The following is a 17,617-nucleotide window of genomic DNA, read 5'->3' as shown; positions in this document are numbered from 1 at the left end:
CGCCTCGATTTTTCTGCGAAAAATCTTGCCCTTACGGCAAAGGTGCCATGATCTCCACCTCGTCCCCCCCGCGCAGCGCGGTGTAAAAGCATGACCGGCGGAGGGTGTGGCAGGCCGGGCCGGTCTGATCGACCAGCAGCAGCAGGCAGTCGCGGTCGCAATCCAGCCGCAACTCCACTAGCCGCTGCACATGGCCCGAGGTCGCGCCCTTGGCCCACAGCGCCTGCCGCGAGCGTGACCAATAAGTCACTTGCCCGCTGGCCAGCGTTTCTGCCAGCGATTGCGCGTTCATCCAGGCCAGCATCAGCACCTCGCCCGTCGCATGGTCCTGCGCGATGGCGGGAAGCAGGCCATTGGCATCATACTTTAGGCTTGAGGGGTCGAAGGCCATCGGGCTTGCTCCTTTTCAAACGGGCGGCAGGGCCCTATCTGGATTGCAGGCTATCTAAGGTGCTGCGCCCGGCAAGGAAAGCCCGGTGCCGGACATCAGCGCAAACAGGCAGACCACAGCATGAGCGACAGCGATCTGATCAAACTCTACTCCGGCCGGATTCTGGAACTGGCCGCCGACATTCCGCATCTGGGGCGGCTGACGGCCCCGCAGGGCAGCGCGAAACGCCGCTCGCCGCTGTGTGGATCGACCGTGACGGTGGATCTGGTGCTGCGCGACGGGCGGGTGGCGGATTTCGCACAGGATGTGAAAGCCTGCGCGCTGGGTCAGGCGGCGGCCTCGGTCATGGGCCGGGCGCTAAAGGGGCGCAGCCGCGCCGAGGTGGAGGCGGCGCGCGATGCTTTGCGCGCCATGCTGAAGGATGGCGGCCCGGTGCCCGCAGCGCCGTTTGACGGTTTCGAGGTGCTGCTTCCGGCGCGGGACTACAAGAACCGCCATGCCTCGATCCTGCTGCCGATCGAGGCCGCCGCCGAGGCGATGCTGGCCGCCGAACGGGCGGCGTGACTGGGGCGGCGTGACTGGGGCGGCGTGATCTGATGGCGCGATCTGGGGGGCCAGACCGGTTGGCTAAATCGGACCGGTGTGACCGGTTGGCGTGATCGGGGCTGCGCAATGCCGCCGCTGCGGCACGTCACCCGCCCCGAGCCAAGTCAAAAAAAACCGCCGCTCATCCAAAGGGATGGCGGCGGCAAGTGGCGTGTCTGTTCGGGAGGGCGTCAGAGGCAATGACGCGAGGCAGTTGGGGACATGCGCCCCGAGGTCAGACCGCAGGCAGAAACGTGTGTTCAGGCAAGGGCAGCATCACGCCAGACCCCCGGCAGGAACGAATTCAGACAAGGCCGGGCAGACACAGCGCGGCGATGAGAAGCGAGAACAGCCCGGCGACACCGATGCTGTCTTCCAGCAACGTGGCGGAGGAGCGGTCGAACACGGCGGCGATTTCCTTCAGCATCAGATGTTCCCTTTCTATGTTGCTGTATTGTTCTCATGCGACTCGCATTCCGTCAAGAACTTTATAAGAACATCTGAGAACAAAGCGGCATTTTGTGCCGATGACACTCTGGCCCTCTGTTGCGGCTGGAACTGCGCCCCCTAGTCCGGCAGCGGCACCGGGCCGCCCGGTCCACTGTCACGGGCGATCACCGCCACTTGCGGCCCGCCCGCGTCGCGGCGGCGTTGCAGCAGGCTGGCGGCGGTCTGCGTCGTCTCGCCCACAGTCACCGTCACCCGCAGCGCGAAAAACCGTGAGGTATAGCCCACGCCCGGCGGCAATATCACCCGCGCCGCCGCCACATCCGCCGGCGTCAGAAAGCCGTTGCGGGCGCGGCGGCCCGCCAGCGCATTGGCCTGCACGGGGTTGTCGGCCAGCACGGCCAGCAGCGCCTCGGGCGCGGTGTTCACGTTCACCTCGGTCCGGCCCGGCAGCACGGTGACAAGCGTGGCCAGCCTTGTCACCTCGGCATCCTCCAGCCCGGCCTCGGCCACCAGATCGGCCAGCCGTTCCAGCGGCGCGGGCTGCGCCAGCCGGGCAATGATGCGCGGCCCGACATCGGCGGGCAGATCCAGCACCGCCACGATACGTTGCAGGATCTGTGCGCCTGCCGCCCCGCTTCCCGGCAGGCTGTTGAGGTTGAACAGCCCCTGCGCATCGGCGATCTGCAGCGCGAAACGCCCGGCGTCGATGCGCACTTCGGCCTGCGCGATCTGGGCCCATGGCTCACCCGGATGGTCGGTTGCGGCCCCCTCCTCCATGTCGCGGCGCAGGGCCACCATGGCGCTGGCCTCGCCCGCCGCGATCAAGGCCTGCGCCTGCCCCGCCTCGCTGAACCGCTGGCTGCGGGCAATCGACAGATCCGACAGGCTGATCATGGCGAATACCATCGCCGAGGTCAGCGCAAGGATCACCAGCACGTTGATCAGCACCACGCCGCTTTGCCCCTGCCGCGACACAGGCTGTCGCCACGCGGCAGCTCCCCGCATCATCGCGCCTCGGCGGGCAGCAGGGCCACGCGGCGCAGGTTGCCACCCTCGGCCAGCGTCAGGCGCAGGGCCACGGCAGCGGGGTTGGCGGGGGCCTGACCGGCCAGCGCCACAGTGCCGGGCGGCGGCCAGTCCGGCCCCCAGCCTGCGGGGCCGTGAAACACCCATTCCACCCCGGCCACCCCGGTCAGCAGCGGCTGCACCGCCAGCGGCGGGCCTGCGGCGCGCGACAGGCTGCGGGTCAGCACATCGCCAGTCAGCGCATAGCGCAGGGTCATGGTGCCCTCGGCCATCTGGGGCACCGCGCGGCGCAGCGTGACCTGCGGGCCATCGGGCGTGGCCTCGACCCGCAGGGACCGCCCGCGCGCCTGGGCAAAATCCTGCGATACCAGATACATGGCGCGTTGCATTTCGGCCAGACGCTCCAGCCTGCCCTCGGTGCGGGACTGGGTTCGCAGCACCTGATCCAGCATGGCAAACCCCGCCCCGCCGATCAGCGCAAACAGCGCCAGCGCCACCAGAACCTCGATCAGCGTGACGCCCGCATTGCCCTTACGAAGCCCGGGATCCGGCCCCGGATCTGGCCCCAAAGCTGGCCCCGGATCTGGCCCCGGATCTGGCCCCTGCCGGCGGGCGGTCACGTTCCGGCGACCTCGCCCAGCAGGGTGATCTGCCCGCCTTCGATGGCCAGCACCGACAGATCGCGCTGGCAGCGCCCGTCGTCCAGAAACCGGAACGCGCCCAGAACGCCGGTAAAACCCGCCGCCCGCGCCACCCCCCTGCGGTTCAGCGCACGGTTGGCCCCCAGCCCCACCGCCAGCAGCGCCGCATCATGGCCCAGTGCTGCGACAATGCCCGGCTGTTCACCAAAGGCCACCTGAAAGCGGTCGGCAAAGGGCAGGAACAGATCGGGCGGCGGGGCGGCGAACCATGCGCCCGCCAGATTGCCGTCGCCGGTCACATCATCCACCCCCCATTGCACCGAGCCCAGTATCTGCATGCTGCTGCCCCGCAGCGCGCGGGCAAAGGCCGTCAGCGTGGCGCCGCCATCGGGCAGGAACACCGCCTGCGGCAGGGTGCCGCCACTGGCCTGCCGGATCGCATCGACCAGCCCGCCCGCGCCCGGGTCGCGCAGCAGCGCCGTGGTCAGTGTGATGCCCCCCGCCGCCGCGATGCGCTGCGCGGCTTGCGCCGAGGCTTGCCCCAGCGGCGTGTCGCGCGCCACCAGCGCGATGCGCTGCACCCCCTGCGCGCGGGCATAGCTGAACATGGTCGAGACCGACTGCGCCGGGGTGATGCCCATCACGAAGGCCCCCTGCGGACCCAGCGCATCGTCATTGGAAAAGGTGATCACCGGCACATTGCCCGCCACCGCCAGCACCGCCGGGGTCTGGTCTGACCGCAGAGGCCCCAGCAGTATCCGCGCCCCCGCCGCGATGGCCGCCCGCGCCGCCGCCGCCGCACCTTCGGCGCTGTCGGCGGTGTCATGGATCTTTGGCGCATCCTCGGGCGGCACTCCCTGCGTGACAAGGCTGGCGGCGCGGCCCATATTCTGCCCAAGGGCCGCTGCGGCCCCGGTCAGGGGCAACAGCAGCGCCGCATCGCGCCCGCCCGCCCGTGACGCCCCCCCGCCCCCGCCCGATGGCAGGGCCCCGCAGGCCGCCAGAGGCGCGGCCAGAAAAGGAACGGCCCAGCTTGCCAAGGCAGAGCGCACAAGACCACGCCGCGTCAGATGCGTTTCACACCGGGGATGTGCCCCGGCGGCGCTGGCGGCAGTTTCTGCTGGGGTCATTGGTGCTGCTCCTTGGTGTGGCGGCCTTCGCGCTCTCGCTTGCCATCACTATGCCGCTTCGCTTTGCCGCGCAGCAAGTGGGTTTGCCGGTGGCGGCAGACCGCCTGTCGGGCACGCTGTGGCATGGCGCGCTGCGGCTGGAGGGTGGCCATAGCCTGCGGTGGGATACCGATGCGCTGGCAAGCCTGACCGGGCTGGCGCTGGTGGCCGGTTGGCAGGCCGAGGGGCCGGGCACCGCACTGGCCGGGCAAGCGGCGCTGCGCCCGGGTGGTCTGGTGCTTGACCGGGTGGCGGGCACGGCAGGCTGGGCGCTGGCCGAGGCCGCAATGCCGGGCCTGCCCATCACCTGCACCGCCACGGCGCAGGTCGCCGGGCTGCGGCTGGCGCTGGCACGGGGGGCCTACACCGGCGAAGGCCGCATCAGCGCAGCCCCCGGCACTTGCGCAAGGGTCGATGGCGCGGTGCCGCCGGTGCCCACCCCCGCCCTGCTGGCCGAACTGACCACCACCGCCGACGGGGTGCAGGCCGTGCTGACGGGCGAGACGCCCGGCCTGCCGCTGCTGACCGCGCTGCTGACGCAGGATGACCGCCTGCGGCTGACCATCCATGCCGCCGGGGCCGCGCTGGTGCCCGGCATGCCCGCCAGTGCCGACAGCGAGATCGAGTTGCCGCTGGCGGCCCTGCTGCCCTGATGCCACGCAGGCTGCTGTTGCGGATGAGGCCGCGCACCGCCCTGCCCCGCGACCTGCCGCGGTACGCAGTCCCGCATTGCGCCGGCAGCCTGCCGGGGCGGGCGTTGGCGACCATGCGCAGATGCCCTGCCCTTGCACCGAAATGCCCCGCTCACACACCGGCCAGCCCGTTCAGCGACACGATCGGCAGCAGGATCGCCAGCACCATCAGCATCACCAGCCCGCCCATCACCAGAAGGATCGCCGGTTCCACCAGCGCCACCAGCGCGCGCACCCAGGCATCCAGATCGCGCTGCTGGTCGGTGGCGGCATGGTCCAGCGCGGCACCCAGATTGCCCGTCGCCTCGCCACTGGCCACCATGGCCGTCAGCATCGGCGGAAAGACCGCAGCCTCGTCCAGCGCGCGTTTCAGGCTGCTGCCCTGCCGGACCTTTTCCGTCACCTCGGCCACCTTGGCGCGGATATGCCGGTTGGGGGTGACATCGGCCGCCGCCATCAGCGCCTCGACCAGCGGCACGCGGCTTTGCACCAATGTGGCCAGCGTGCCTGCGAATTGCGCGGCATTCATCCGTTGCACCAGCTTGCGCGTCAGCCGCGCCCGGGCCAGAAAGCCATCCCAGCGCAGGCGGTTGGCCGGGATCTGCACCCAGCGGCCAAAGCCAAGGATCGCCACAGCCAGCCCCAGCCCGGCATAAAGCCCATAGCCCCGCACCCCCGCCGACACGGCGATCAGCGCCCGGGTGATGAACGGCAGATCCGCCCCGCGCGAGGCGAACACCCGCACGATGTCGGGCACCACGAAGGCCATCAGCAGCGTGATGATCGACAGGCTGACCACCGCCAGCAGCGCGGGGTAAAGCAGCGCCAGCTGCACGGTCTGGCGGTTGCGCGCGCGGTTTTCGACAAAGGCCGCCAGATGGGTCATCACCTGGTCAAGCGTGCCCGACTGTTCACCCGCCCGCACCGTGGCCCGGTAGAAATCGGAAAACACCTGCGGATAGGCGGCCAGCGCATCGCCAAAGCTGCGCCCCTCCAGCACCGCCGCCCGCACGGTCAACAGCACACCTGCGACCTTGGGCGGCTGGCCTGCGGCGATGGTCGAAAGCGCATCCTCGATCCGCAGGCCCGAGCCCAGCAGCGTGGCCATCTGCCGCGTGACCAGCGTCAGCGCCGCCAACGGCAGGCGCGGCCCGCTGCGCGGCGGGGGCGGAGGGGCACCGGCAGCGGCCTTGGCAGGCCGCAGCGGCACGACCGAGGCCGTCAGTTCCAGCGGCAGCAGCCCGCGCCCGCGCAGCGCCGCACGCGCCGCCGCCGGGCTGGCCGCCTCGATCATGCCCGATTGCGCGGCCCCGGCGGCATCCACGGCCTTGAAGCGGTAGGCGGCCATCAGGGCGGCCCCGCGAAAACAGGCCAAGGCGGTGGCGTGGCCTTGTCGCGCCACCGCTGCCGGTAAACTGGTTCGCCAGTGGCGGAGGCCTCCGGCGGGGATATTTGGGCCAGCAAGAATTTGCAGAGCACGGCAGGACGGGCAGAGGGTGGGGAAAGCGGGGCGGCTGCGGGGGGCCGGGGCATGGGTTACACCTCGGCCGCGACGCGGGCGACATCCTCGACCGTGGTGAGGCCCGCGCGGATCTGGCGCAGCCCGTCGGCAAGCAGGCCGGGGCCATCGGCGCGGGCGGCGGCGGTGAGATCGGCCTCGGACGCCCCGGCATGGATCAGTGTTTCCAGCGCGCGGGTGATGGCCACCACCTCGTAGATGCCCGAGCGGCCACGGTAGCCCTGGCCGTGGCAGGCCGGACAGCCGCAGGCGCGGTAGAGCGCGTCGCCGGGGGCCAGCCCTTCGACCAATGCGGCATCGGCGGCACTGGCGGTATCGGGGCGGCGGCAATCGGGGCAAAGGCGGCGCACCAGCCGCTGCGCCACCACGCCCACCAGCATCGGTGCCAGCAGGAACCGTTCCACCCCCATGTCGGTCAGCCGCGCCACCGCACCAATGGCCGTGTTGGTGTGCAGGGTGGACAGCACCAGATGCCCGGTCATCGCCGATTCCACCGCCACCTGCGCGGTTTCGCGGTCGCGGATCTCGCCCACCATGATCACATCGGGGTCTTGCCGCAGGATGGCGCGCAGGCCCCGCGCAAAGCTGAGGTCGGTGCGCGGGTTCACCTGCATCTGGCCGATGCCATCTACCGAATATTCGATCGGGTCTTCGACCGTCATGATGTTGCGGGATTTGTCGTTCAGATGGTCAAGTGCGGCGTAAAGCGTGGTGGTCTTGCCCGAGCCGGTGGGGCCCGTGACCAGCAGCATGCCATCGGGCCGGGCCAGCATCCGCGCGAACACCTGGGCATCGCGGGGCGACATGCCCAGCCGGTCAAGCCCCAGCCGGGTGGCGTCACGGTCCAACAGCCGCATCACCACCCGTTCGCCATATTGCGACGGGATGGTGGACACGCGCACATCCACCTCATGCCCGCCCACCCTGAGGCTGACCCGGCCATCCTGCGGCAGGCGTTTTTCGGCGATGTCGAGTTTCGCCATCACCTTGATGCGGCTGACCAGCAGCGGGGCAAGGGCGCGTTTGGGTTCCACCATCTCGCGCAATATGCCGTCGATGCGGAAGCGGACCTTCAGGCTGCGTTCCTGCGTTTCGATATGGATGTCGGAGGCGCCCTCGCGGATCGCCTCCAGCAGCAGGGCGTTGATCAGCCGCACCACCGGGGCATCCTCGGACTGGTCAAGCAGGTCATCCACCACCGCCGTGGCATCGGCAAGGCTGGCCAGCCCGCCATCGGCCCCTGCGGCATCGGATGCGTCGGCGGCATTGTCGCGGTAGGCGGCGGCAAGGCGGGCTTCGAACGCCTCGGGGGAAAGCGGCTCGAATGTCAGGCCGGGCGCGATCCGCTGCACCTCGGCCAGTGCCGTGACCGGGGCACCGGGGCGCAGGGCACATACCGGGCCGCTGGCCCCCGGTTCCAGGATCACGCCATGCTGGCGGGCAAAGCTGTAGGGCAGGCGCGGATGCGGGGCGGTCATGGGGCGGGCCTTTGTGGCGGGGGGCACCTGTCTGCGCGGCTGCACAGGCGGGGGCGACTGGGAACCGGGGCGGCTGCGTGGCGGCTTGCGCCATGGCGTTGGGTGGGCGGCGTCATGGCGCGGGCCTTTCCAGCGTCAGGCTGGCATTCACCACGCCGGGCGCGGGGCGGCGTTGCAGGTCAAGCGCGGCAAGCGTCAGGCCGTGGTCACGCTCCACCGCCTCCAGCCACAGGATCACGGCATCGAACGGGGCTTCGTCCAGCACCAGCCGCAGGCTTTCGCCCTCAGGCTCCAGCCGCCGGATCACGAGGCCGAAGGCGGCGGCGGTTTCGGTGACGATCACGTTCAGCGGGCGGGTGTCGGCGGGCGCGGACGCGGCACGGGCAGGCTGGGATTGCAGCAGCACCAAGGCGCGGTCATGCCGCTGGATGCGGTCGGCGAGTGCCGCCTGCCGCGCTGCCAGCGGCTGCCACAGCGCCGCATGGACCAGCCAGACCAGCCCCAGCGCCAGCATGGCCCCCAGCAACAGCCGCTCGCGCGGGGTGCGCAGGGCCAGCCAATCGGTCAGGGCGCGCGTCATGGCAGCGCCCGCAGGGTCATCTGCACCTCGGCCCCGCCGTCGCCGGTGGTGGCGGCCCCGGCGGTCACGGCCAGCCCGGCGGCGGCCAGCGCGGTTTCCAGCCCTTGCAGCGTGGCCAGATCGGGCGCATCCAGCGTGGCCTGCGCAGAACCCTCCGCCGCGTCATAGCGCAGATCGCGCAGGGTGACGTGACCCGCCTCGGGGGCCATGGCGGCAAAGACCTGCGCCATCAGCGGCAGAAAGCCGCCCTGCCCTGCGGGCTGACGCGCGGCCAGCGCGCGGGCCAGCGAAGTATCCAGATCGGCCCCGGGCGGCTGGCCTGCGGCGGTCAGCGCCACGCGCAATTCCGCCTCACGCGAGGCAGACAGCCGCGAGAGCGCCAGCACATCGGCTGCCATCAGTGCCAGATGCCCGGCCACCGCCAGCGTCAGCACGGCGGCCAGCGCGCCCAGACCGCGCGGCAGGCCCTGCCCCGCGCCATGGCGGTGCTGCGCCAGATCAAACCCCGCCAGCGCGGGCGCGATTGCAGCAGGCAGGGCGGCGCGGGCCGTGACGGCCATGCCGGGCGGCAGGTCGCCCGCGTAAAGCGTGATGGGGGGCGCACCCGCCGCCGCCCAGAACAGCGCCAGATCGGTGGGACGGCAGGCAAAGCCCGACCCGTCGGCGGGCCGCACCAGCACCCGCGCACCCGCCCAGACGGCCCAACCCGCGGCGGGCACCGGCAGCGCCAGCGTGTCGGGCAGCAGCCGCGCGCCACCGGCCTGCGGCCTGCGGTTCCGCGCCACGACCGCCGCCAGCCATGTGCTTGGACCCAGCGCGGGGCCCAGGATCACGTCCACCTCATCCAGCGGTTGCGCGATGCGGTCCTCGACCGCAAAGCCGATGGCGGCGCGGCGCTGCGCGGCGGGCATTGCCGGCAGTTCGACGGCCAAAAGCAGCACATCCTCGCCGGGCAGCCAGACCACGCCGGGCGGCGCGGGCGGCGCTGCGGGCAATGGCGGGCCGGGGTGCCTGCCCTCCACAGCCCCGTCATCCGGCGAGGCGGGCGTCGCCGGCCCGGCCACGACCAGATGAAGCGCCGGGCGCTGGACTGCCGCGATGCTGGGGGTTTCGGCCATCGGGACGCCTCTCCTTGCCGCGCAACGAAATTGGCGGCAATCTGATTACGCGATGAAACCCCGGCGAGTTTCAACCCGTATAGGGTATAACCCACAGTGACCTTGCAGAAAGTTCCGCCATGCCCCTGCGCAGATTGCCACTTGCCCCCCGGCGCACGCGCCGCCCGCGCCGGGCCGACAGCGGCGTGACGCTGATCGAGATGATGGTGGTCCTGGTGATCATCGGCATCGTGGCCGCCCTTGTGGTGCCCAATGTGATCGGGCGGCCCGACGAGGCGCGGGCGCAGGTGGCGGGGGCTGATCTGCGCACCGTGGCCGCCAGCCTGGAGATGTACCGTCTGGACAACCGCAGCTACCCCACAACCGCGCAGGGGCTGGCCGCGCTGACCGAGGCCCCCACCGTTGCCCCTCTGCCCCCGAACTGGGCCGAGGGCGGCTATCTGCCGCAAACCCCGACAGACCCCTGGGGCCGCCCCTACATCTACCGCGCCCCGGGTGAAAACGCGCCCTATGACCTGATGTCGCTGGGGGCCGATGGCGAGCCGGGCGGCGAGGGTGTGAATGCCGACATTTCCCACCGGGGCGGGGCCAGCGGATGACAGGGGTCCGCGCGTCAACCGGGGTGCGGGCGGCGACGGTATGCATGTCTGACCGTATGAGAATGAGAGGGGCAGGCTTGGAAAGGGCAGGCTTGGGCGGGGCAGCCCGGCGGCGAACGACGTTGATGCGCGCGGGCTTTGGCGGGGCGGGGCGAACATCGGGCCCGCAGGGCGCGCGGCTGGTGCGCCCACCCCAAGCGGGAATCACGCTGATCGAGGTGCTGATCGTGCTGGTGGTGATCGGCGTGGCCTCGGGGGCCACGCTGCTGGGGGTGAATGCCGCCGACCGGGGCACGGGGGCGGCGTTCGAGGCGCAGCGTCTGGCGCAGCGGCTGGCGCTGGGGGTGGATGAGGCGCTGGTGGCCGGTGCGCCGCTGGCGCTGGTCTGGGATGCCGGGGGCTATCGTTTCCTGCGGTGGCAGGAAGATGAACCGGGCTGGCAACCCGCCGCCGGGGCCCTTGGCGCGCGGCATGAACTGGCCGGGCCGCTGGAACTGTCATCGGGCAAGGCTGACCCGGCCCCGGTGCTGATCAGCGCCAGCGCCACCGGCAGGCCGCAGGTGTTTGCCATCACCGGGCGCGGCGCGGGATGGCAGGTGCTGTTTGACGGCTTTTCGGCCCGCGCCGTGCCGGAGGGCGGGGCATGACGCGCCGGATGAAGCTTCCGACAGGGCGACGGGGACTGCGGCGGGGGCTGCCACGCTCCCGGCGCTGCCCGCAGGACCGGCCGGCGCAACACCCTGCCCGCCGGCCTGAGGCGGGCTTCACACTGATCGAGACGCTGGTGGCGCTGGCGGTGCTGGCCACATCCGCCGTGGCGCTGCTGGGTGCGACCGAGGCACATATCGCGCGCATCGGCGGGCTGGAGGCGCGGGCGGCGGCGCAATGGGTGGCGGAAAACCATCTGGCCGAGCGGACGTTGGGCGTGGCGCCCCAGCCTCCCGGCCCGGTGCTGGGCTTTGCCTTTGCCGTCACCGAAGACCTGCGCGCCACGACTGACCCGGGGCTGAGCCAGATCGACATCACCGTGGCCGACAGCGCCGATGGCACCACCTATGCCCGGCTGACCGGATTTCTGGCGCAACCGCAGGGCGGTGGCGGATGATGCGGGTGCCGCCCCTTCTGGTCTGGCTGGCGCTGGCATTGACCGTGATCAGCCTTGGCGCTGCGGCAGGCCCCGTGGTCTGGCGACTGGCGGGCGAGACCGGTCAGCGCCCGCCAGCGACCATGGCCCAGCCGGATCAGCCCGCGCCGCGCACCGATCTTGGCCCGGTGCTGGCCTTTGCGCCCTTTGGCAGCGCGGCGCAGCCGCAGGCCGCGGCCCCTGAACTGGCGGGCGAAACCGCGCTGGGGCTGACGCTGCTGGGCGTCACGATTGCCACACCCGCCAGCGCCTCGCGCGCCATCATCGCGGGGGCGGAGCCTGTTGCGCAAAGCTATGCCGTGGGGGCGGCCATCACCGACGCGGCCCTGCTGCATGCAGTGGCGGCCGACCATGTGGTGCTGCGCGTGGGCGACCGGCTGGAAACGCTGTCTTTCACCAAGCCGGGTGCTGCGGCCCCTGCCACCGCTGGCACCGACCTGCGCAACCTGATCCCGCAGCAGGGGGCCGCCGCCGCCCCTGCCCCCGACAATGCCCCCGATGCGGTGATCGCCCGGTATCGCAATGCCATCCAGCAGGATGCGCAGGGCGTGATGGACCGGCTGGGGCTGGAAATCACCGATCAGGGCTACCGCATCACCGATCAGGCCTCGCCCGGGGTGCGGCAGGCGGGCTTTCGTCCCGGCGATGTGGTCACAACCGTGAACGGTCAGAAAGTGGGCGACATGGCGGCGGATCGCGGCTATTTCGATGAGGTGGCGGCATCGGGGCGGGCCCGGGTCGAAATCCAGCGTGACGGGCAAAGCATCGTCATGTCCTTTCCCTTGCGATGAGCGGATCCGTCTTGCATCCTTTTCGTCTTGTCCCGCTGATTTTGTTGGCCTTTGCACCCCTGCCCGCTGTGGCGCAGGACGCGCCCGACGCCCCGCCCAGCTTTGTCATCAACCTGCGCGATGCCGATATCCGCACCCTGTCGGAACAGGTGTCGGAAATCACCGGGCGCACGCTGGTGCTGGATCCGAACGTGGCAGGCATCGTCACGGTGATTTCCACGCAGCCCCTGGATGTCGATGGCGTTTGGGAGCTTTACCAGTCGGTGCTGGGGGTGCAGGGCTATGCCGCGCTGCCCTCGGGCAACCTGTGGCGCATCGTGCCGCAGGCCACGATCCGCGAGGGCGGCGGCGTGGTGGAAAGCGACGCAGACCTTGGTCGGCTGGATGTGATCACCCGGCTGGTGCCCTTGAAGAATTTCCCGGCGGCGACGGCTGTGGGCGCGCTGCGCCCGCTGGTGGCGAATTTCGGCTATATCGAGGCGGTGGCGGAAACGAACACGCTGGTCATCACCGACACGGCAGAAAACGTGCGCCGGATCGAGGGGATTGCCCGCGCGCTGGATGGCGACAACGGGCAAGAGGTGTTCACCATCCCGATCCGCAATGCCGATGCGACAGAGGTGGGCGCGGCCGTGACCAGCATTCTGGGCACCGATCCGGCGGTGACGGGCGGCAACGCGCCGCGCGTGACGGTGGATGCGCGGTCCAACCTGCTGATCCTGAACGGTGATGCCGAAACCTTTGCCATGGTGCAGCGCATCGTGGCCGATCTGGATGTGCCGGGCCGCGCGGTGCCGTCTACCGTGCCGGTCACGCGGGTCTACAACCTGAAATACGCCGATGCGAGCTCGATGGCCGAGGTGCTGCGCGGGCTTGTCGGATCAGGCTCCACCGCCGTGGGCAATCCGGTGGCCGAGGCACTGGCGCCGCAAGTGGCCGCGCTGGACCCCGAAACCGGCGAGCCTTTGGCCGATGTGCGGCTGGTGGCCCCGCCCGTGGGGTCGCTGGCGGCCGAGGAGATCACCATCCAGCCCGTGCTGGAAAGCAACGCCGTGGTGGTGCGCGCGCGGGCCGAGGTGCAGGCCGATCTGGCATCCCTGATATTCGAGCTGGACCAGCGCCGCCCGCAGGTGCTGATCGAGGCGGCGATTGTCGAAGTGTCGGGCGACATATCCGAGGCTTTGGGCGTGCAGCTGGGCTTTGGCGCCGCCGCCCCGCCGGGGGGCTTTGCCGCCACCTCGTTTTCGCAGGCGGGCGTGACGCTGGACAATATCCTGACGCTGCTGGGCTCGCCCGTCGCTGCCGGGGTGGCACCGACGGGGCTTTCCATCGGGCTGTCGCGGGCGGATGAATACGGGCTGCTGATACAGGCGCTGGGGCAATCGACCAAGGCCAACCTGTTGTCCACCCCCAGCATCACCACGCTGGACAACCAGCCCGCCGAGATCATCGTGGGCCAGAACGTGCCGTTCCGCACCGGGTCGTTCACCAGCGAGGGCAGCACGCAAAGCACCATCGAACGGCGCGACGTGGGCATCACCATGCGGGTGGTGCCGCGCGTCAATCAGGGTGACGTGATCCAGCTGGACATCACGCAAGAGGTATCATCGCTGGCCAGCGCGGCTGTGGCAGGCGCCGCCGACATCGTGACCAACCGCCGCAGCATCAAGACCACGGTGCTGGCCGACAATGGCGGCACCATCGTGCTGGGCGGGCTGATCACCGATGACAGGCAAAGCACCCGGTCAGAAGTGCCGGGGCTGGGCAAGCTGCCCATCGTGGGCGGGCTCTTCCGCTCAAGGGGCGAATCGGCGCGCAAGCAGACGCTGTTCGTGTTCCTGCGCCCCACGATCCTGCGCACCCGCACGGATGTTTCGAACGTTTCGACCAACCGCTTCCAGCGGCTGAAGGCCATCGAGGCCGATCCGCGCGACAAGGGCAGCCTTCTGGCCGAACCTAAACCCGTGCGCCGCCTGCCGGTAGAGATTGACGGGCTGTATTGAGGGTGTGCCCCGCGCCATGATGCCGCCTGCACGGCGGTGCGCGGTTGTTTGACCTCTTCCAAAGGTTGGCAAACCTGCCCGGCATGTGCAAGGCAGACCTTAAGTGGATTGGTGGCCGGCGTTGCGCGTCATGCCGGCTGAGATGTCGGCAAATTCTGCCCTACCGTGCCAGCACGATCTCGGCCTTCAGCCCGCCCAGCGCCTCGCTTTCGCCCAGCCGCAGGGTGCCGCCGTGGCTGCGGGCGATGTCGGTGGCGATCGACAGGCCCAGCCCCACACCGCCGCCCCGGTTGGGGTCGCGCGCGCCATCAAGCCGGGTGAAGGGGTGCAGCGCCTCGTCGCGCCGTTCCTTGGGAATGCCCGGGCCGTCATCCTCGACCACCAGCCGCACCGCGCGGTCTGTCACCACCACGCTGACCACGGCGCGTTTGCCATAGCGGATGGCATTGCCCACCAGATTTTCCAGCGCCCGCTGCACCGCCGCCGGGCGCAGCCGCACCAGCGCCGCGCCTTCGGCCTGCCCCAGCGTCACCGCCTGCCCTGCGCGCTGGGCGTTTTCAACCACCCGGCGCACCAGTGCCACCGGATCAGCCTCTACCGCCTCGTCCAGCGCGTCACCGCGCGCGAAGGACAGGAATTCATCGACCAGACGTTCCATGTCGGCCACATCGCCCAGCAAAGCCTCGGTCTCGTCATCCTCAGGCAGCATCGAAAGGCCCAGCCGCAGCCGGGTCAGCGGCGTGCGCAGGTCATGGCTGACGCCCGACAGCATCAGAGTGCGCTGTTCGATCTGCCGCTCGATCCGCGCGCGCATGTCCAGAAACGCATTGCCCGCCGCCCGCACCTCGACCGCGCCCCGGGGGCGGTAGGGCACGACGCGACCCTTGCCGAAGGCTTCGGCGGCAATCGCCAGCCGCTGGATCGGGCGCAACTGGTTGGACAGGAACAGATAGGCGATCACCGTCATCAGCACCGATGCGAAGATCATCAGCACAAGCAACTGATGCGGGTTGGACGCCGTGACACGCCGCCGGTCCACCGTCACCGCCATCGGCCCCCAACGCGTCGAGAACAGCAACCGCACCGCGCGGCTGTCGGCCTGAAGATCGACAGCCAGCAACGCCGGAAGCGCCTCACGCAGGGTGCGCGCCACCACCCGGCCCGACAGATCCCATATGTCGCGCCGGTCGGCCCCGCCGTTCCAGTCGGCCGGATAGGCCAGGGTGAATTCCAGCGCCTGCGCCAGCCGACCGGCGCGCAGCTGCGCCCCTGCCGCGCTGGCCGCCCCGTCGGCCTCGGTCAGCAGATAGCGCAGGTCCACCGCCAGCCCCTGTGTCATCTGCTGGGTGACTCGTTCGAAGTGCCGCTGGATAAAGCTGATGGACACGACAAGCTGGATCGTGACGATGGGCACGATCAGGATCAGCGCGGCACGGCCATAAAGGCTGCGCGGCATCAGGGTTTTCAGCGGGCGGAACATGGGCGCAGCCTAGCGGCCCGCGCGCCCGGGCGAAAGGGGCGAGAATGGACGGCGCACAACCATCGGCGGGCGATTGCATCTGGCTGGAACCCGGCCTGCGGCGCGTTCTGGCACCCAACCCTTCGCCGATGACGCATTGGGGCACCAACAGCTATATCATCGGCGAGGGCACGGTGGCGCTGATCGACCCTGGCCCCGACCTACCCGCCCACCGTGCGGCGCTGCTGGCGGCCCTGCGCCCGGGCGAGCGGATCAGCCACATTCTGGTGACCCATGCGCATCTTGACCATTCTCCGCTGGCCCGGCCATTGGCCGCGCTGACCGGTGCAACGGTGCTGGCCTTTGGCGCGGCCCGCGCCGGGCGCAGCGCCATCATGGCGGGGCTGGATGATCTGGGCGGCGGCGAAGGCGTGGATGCGGGCTTTGCCCCCGACACGACCCTGCCCGACGGGGCAGAGGTGACAGCGGGCGGGGTGGTTGCGGCTGATGTGCCGTCGGAAGCGGTGGCGCCCGACGCGGCTTTCGGCCGCGCCATTCCGCAGCCCGCGGGCGCACCTTTGGCCCATGGCCCCGGCTGGCGTCTGGAGGCGCTGCACACGCCCGGGCATTTCGGCAACCATCTGTGCTTTGCCTGGGGTGCGCGCTGCTTTACCGGCGATCATGTGATGGGCTGGGCCCCGTCGCTGGTCTCGCCCCCCGATGGCGACATGGCGGCCTATATGGCATCGCTGGCCCGGCTGGCTGCGCGCGACTGGGCGGTGCTTTATCCCGGCCACGGCGCGCCGGTGACGGGGGCTGCGGCCCGGCTGGCCGGTCTGGCCGCGCACCGCCGCCAGCGTGAGGCCGCAATCCTTGCGGCCCTTGACGACGGCCCGCAAAGCCTGGCCGCGCTGACGGCTCGGGTCTATGCCGATACTGCCCCGGCGCTGTGGCCGGCGGCACAACGCAACCTGCTGGCGCATCTGATCGACCTGGCGGGAAGGCGGGTTGTGGCCGCATCCCCTGCCCTGAGCCCCGACGCCCTGTTCCGCCGCTGCTGAACACCCTGCACCGGTCGCACGTTTTGCGGGCGCAGCCCATCAGGCACGCTGCATGACTGCCTTCCTGCGGTTGCACACAGGGCCGACGCCGGGGCCCGGACGCAAAGGCATGCCGGGTTGTGGGCTCTGTTGCACAAATCGCGTGAGGGATTCATCTTGTGAATCCAGCGTGGTGGCTGATGGCGCGCGGGTGGCCGTGGGTGACAGCTTCGCGGCCTTGCCGGTGTCGGTCCATTCTGCGGCCTTCTCGATGCTGTGTGACCGGCGCGCGGTTGCCGCGGATCCGTTCCGCGAAGAGGATATGCAGCGACTTGCTACGGTGCCCGCCTATCGGGCGCTGGCGAATGAGTGGGGCTATGACGCGCCGCGCAAGCTTGCGGTCTTGCAGGAGCGGCTGTGGCGCGTATTGGACCGGCAGAACGATGGGGATGTCCGCAGGGCCATAGGCTGGCTCGACGCGCTTCCCACGTCGGGCATGGTCGCGCTGGCGCGAAAACTTGCGGGGTAGGTGATGGACGAAGAACCGACAAGGATCGGCGCGCGATTTGGATTGAGTCCAGAGGAAAGGGCTGCAGTCGGTCGTCGGCTGGACGAGATAGCGAAGGAATTCGACCGCAAGGATCTGGACCGGATCGGGTGGCAACGCGCGATCAAGTTCCCGCCCCCGAAGAACCCGCTAACGCCCCCCGGCTTTGTGGACAGGATGCTGGCCCGCCGGGGTTTCCGAAAGTCAGGGCAATGATGCTGACGGCGCTGTGGCAGGGCGAGGAAGCCGCCAAGGGCCTAGGCTGTGTGGAAACTCCTGCACCAACCGCCACCAGCGATGTGAGGGGTTCGCAGCAGGTCTTTTTGCCTGCTTGGGTTCATGCTACCCGCCAGTGGCTCTCATATCAGGCCCGTGAGGGCATGTT

At 70.2% G+C, this 17,617-nt stretch carries 20 protein-coding genes; 10 read left to right on the top strand and 10 right to left on the bottom strand.

The window, feature by feature from the left end; translation table 11 throughout:
* Nucleotides 1-31: 31 nt before the first annotated feature.
* Nucleotides 32-391, bottom strand: coding sequence for a phosphoribosyl-AMP cyclohydrolase (gene hisI, locus GEU84_RS00095; protein WP_152823480.1), 360 nt, complete (start codon nucleotides 389-391; stop codon nucleotides 32-34).
* 120 nt (nucleotides 392-511) lie between these two features.
* On the opposite strand from hisI, the gene GEU84_RS00090 reads away from it, so the two are divergent.
* Nucleotides 512-955 carry an iron-sulfur cluster assembly scaffold protein gene (locus GEU84_RS00090; RefSeq protein ID WP_152823479.1) on the top strand — a complete coding sequence of 148 codons (444 nt, stop codon included), beginning with the start codon at nucleotides 512-514 and terminating at the stop codon, nucleotides 953-955.
* Between the two features lie 325 nt (nucleotides 956-1,280).
* On the opposite strand, the gene GEU84_RS21285 is transcribed toward GEU84_RS00090, so the two are convergent.
* The 4 genes from GEU84_RS21285 to GEU84_RS00075 all read right to left on the bottom strand — a co-directional run bounded on the left by GEU84_RS21285 (nucleotide 1,281) and on the right by GEU84_RS00075 (nucleotide 4,223).
* Complete coding sequence (locus GEU84_RS21285) at nucleotides 1,281-1,403, bottom strand: hypothetical protein (RefSeq protein ID WP_277604722.1); 123 nt, start codon at nucleotides 1,401-1,403, stop codon at nucleotides 1,281-1,283.
* 140 nt (nucleotides 1,404-1,543) lie between these two features.
* Nucleotides 1,544-2,431, bottom strand: a complete 888-nt coding sequence (gspK, locus tag GEU84_RS00085) for a type II secretion system minor pseudopilin GspK (protein ID WP_174539232.1) — start codon at nucleotides 2,429-2,431, stop codon at nucleotides 1,544-1,546.
* Nucleotides 2,431-3,072 carry a type II secretion system protein GspJ gene (locus GEU84_RS00080; protein ID WP_152823477.1) on the bottom strand — a complete coding sequence of 214 codons (642 nt, stop codon included), beginning with the start codon at nucleotides 3,070-3,072 and terminating at the stop codon, nucleotides 2,431-2,433. The genes gspK and GEU84_RS00080 overlap by 1 nt, the downstream gene beginning before the upstream one ends.
* On the bottom strand, nucleotides 3,069-4,223 hold the full coding sequence (locus tag GEU84_RS00075; RefSeq protein ID WP_152823476.1) for a penicillin-binding protein activator: 1,155 nt from the start codon (nucleotides 4,221-4,223) through the stop codon (nucleotides 3,069-3,071). Before GEU84_RS00075 ends, GEU84_RS00080 begins: the two co-directional genes overlap by 4 nt.
* 50 nt (nucleotides 4,224-4,273) lie before the next feature.
* On the opposite strand from GEU84_RS00075, the gene GEU84_RS00070 reads away from it, so the two are divergent.
* On the top strand, nucleotides 4,274-4,915 hold the full coding sequence (locus GEU84_RS00070) for a hypothetical protein (RefSeq protein ID WP_174539231.1): 642 nt from the start codon (nucleotides 4,274-4,276) through the stop codon (nucleotides 4,913-4,915).
* Between the two features lie 151 nt (nucleotides 4,916-5,066).
* Here GEU84_RS00070 and GEU84_RS00065 read toward each other — a convergent pair whose 3' ends face one another.
* From GEU84_RS00065 to gspL, 4 genes are all read right to left on the bottom strand, one after another.
* Nucleotides 5,067-6,302 carry a type II secretion system F family protein gene (locus GEU84_RS00065; RefSeq protein WP_152823474.1) on the bottom strand — a complete coding sequence of 412 codons (1,236 nt, stop codon included), beginning with the start codon at nucleotides 6,300-6,302 and terminating at the stop codon, nucleotides 5,067-5,069.
* A 188-nt stretch (nucleotides 6,303-6,490) separates the two neighbouring features.
* Nucleotides 6,491-7,951, bottom strand: coding sequence for a GspE/PulE family protein (locus GEU84_RS00060; protein WP_152823473.1), 1,461 nt, complete (start codon nucleotides 7,949-7,951; stop codon nucleotides 6,491-6,493).
* Between the two features lie 112 nt (nucleotides 7,952-8,063).
* Entirely contained in the window at nucleotides 8,064-8,531 is a 468-nt protein-coding gene (gene gspM / locus GEU84_RS00055) for a type II secretion system protein GspM (RefSeq protein WP_152823472.1), read from the bottom strand.
* Nucleotides 8,528-9,649, bottom strand: a complete 1,122-nt coding sequence (gene gspL / locus GEU84_RS00050; RefSeq protein WP_152823471.1) for a type II secretion system protein GspL — start codon at nucleotides 9,647-9,649, stop codon at nucleotides 8,528-8,530. Before gspL ends, gspM begins: the two co-directional genes overlap by 4 nt.
* Before the next feature lie 119 nt (nucleotides 9,650-9,768).
* On the opposite strand from gspL, the gene gspG reads away from it, so the two are divergent.
* The 5 genes from gspG (at nucleotide 9,769) to gspD (ending at nucleotide 14,186) form a co-directional block, all read left to right on the top strand.
* Nucleotides 9,769-10,248, top strand: coding sequence for a type II secretion system major pseudopilin GspG (gene gspG, locus GEU84_RS00045; RefSeq protein ID WP_152823470.1), 480 nt, complete (start codon nucleotides 9,769-9,771; stop codon nucleotides 10,246-10,248).
* Nucleotides 10,249-10,430: 182 nt separating this feature from the next.
* Nucleotides 10,431-10,895 carry a prepilin-type N-terminal cleavage/methylation domain-containing protein gene (locus GEU84_RS00040; RefSeq protein WP_174539230.1) on the top strand — a complete coding sequence of 155 codons (465 nt, stop codon included), beginning with the start codon at nucleotides 10,431-10,433 and terminating at the stop codon, nucleotides 10,893-10,895.
* 8 nt (nucleotides 10,896-10,903) lie between these two features.
* Nucleotides 10,904-11,353, top strand: a complete 450-nt coding sequence (gene gspI, locus GEU84_RS00035) for a type II secretion system minor pseudopilin GspI (RefSeq protein WP_174539229.1) — start codon at nucleotides 10,904-10,906, stop codon at nucleotides 11,351-11,353.
* Nucleotides 11,353-12,183, top strand: coding sequence for a type II secretion system protein N (locus GEU84_RS00030; RefSeq protein ID WP_174539228.1), 831 nt, complete (start codon nucleotides 11,353-11,355; stop codon nucleotides 12,181-12,183). The genes gspI and GEU84_RS00030 overlap by 1 nt, the downstream gene beginning before the upstream one ends.
* Before the next feature lie 44 nt (nucleotides 12,184-12,227).
* Nucleotides 12,228-14,186: a type II secretion system secretin GspD gene (gspD, locus tag GEU84_RS00025; RefSeq protein WP_241427533.1), complete on the top strand. Its 1,959-nt coding sequence runs from the start codon at nucleotides 12,228-12,230 to the stop codon at nucleotides 14,184-14,186.
* A 160-nt stretch (nucleotides 14,187-14,346) separates the two neighbouring features.
* On the opposite strand, the gene GEU84_RS00020 is transcribed toward gspD, so the two are convergent.
* Nucleotides 14,347-15,666, bottom strand: a complete 1,320-nt coding sequence (locus GEU84_RS00020; RefSeq protein WP_152823465.1) for an ATP-binding protein — start codon at nucleotides 15,664-15,666, stop codon at nucleotides 14,347-14,349.
* A 44-nt stretch (nucleotides 15,667-15,710) separates the two neighbouring features.
* Between GEU84_RS00020 and GEU84_RS00015 the strand changes: the two genes are divergently transcribed.
* The 3 genes from GEU84_RS00015 (at nucleotide 15,711) to GEU84_RS00005 (ending at nucleotide 17,448) form a co-directional block, all read left to right on the top strand.
* Nucleotides 15,711-16,706 (top strand): MBL fold metallo-hydrolase, encoded by a 996-nt coding sequence (locus GEU84_RS00015; protein WP_152823464.1) that lies wholly within the window; start codon nucleotides 15,711-15,713, stop codon nucleotides 16,704-16,706.
* A 142-nt stretch (nucleotides 16,707-16,848) separates the two neighbouring features.
* Nucleotides 16,849-17,214, top strand: a complete 366-nt coding sequence (locus GEU84_RS00010) for a hypothetical protein (protein WP_152823463.1) — start codon at nucleotides 16,849-16,851, stop codon at nucleotides 17,212-17,214.
* A 3-nt stretch (nucleotides 17,215-17,217) separates the two neighbouring features.
* The gene (locus tag GEU84_RS00005) at nucleotides 17,218-17,448 is read left to right on the top strand and encodes a hypothetical protein (protein ID WP_152823462.1); all 231 of its coding nucleotides are present in this window, start codon (nucleotides 17,218-17,220) and stop codon (nucleotides 17,446-17,448) included.
* Nucleotides 17,449-17,617: the final 169 nt, after the last annotated feature.

This window comes from Fertoeibacter niger (assembly GCF_009380135.2).
In the GTDB taxonomy this organism is placed as follows: Bacteria; Pseudomonadota; Alphaproteobacteria; order Rhodobacterales; family Rhodobacteraceae; genus Fertoeibacter; species Fertoeibacter niger.
This window is presented reverse-complemented; position numbering and strand designations above follow the sequence as displayed.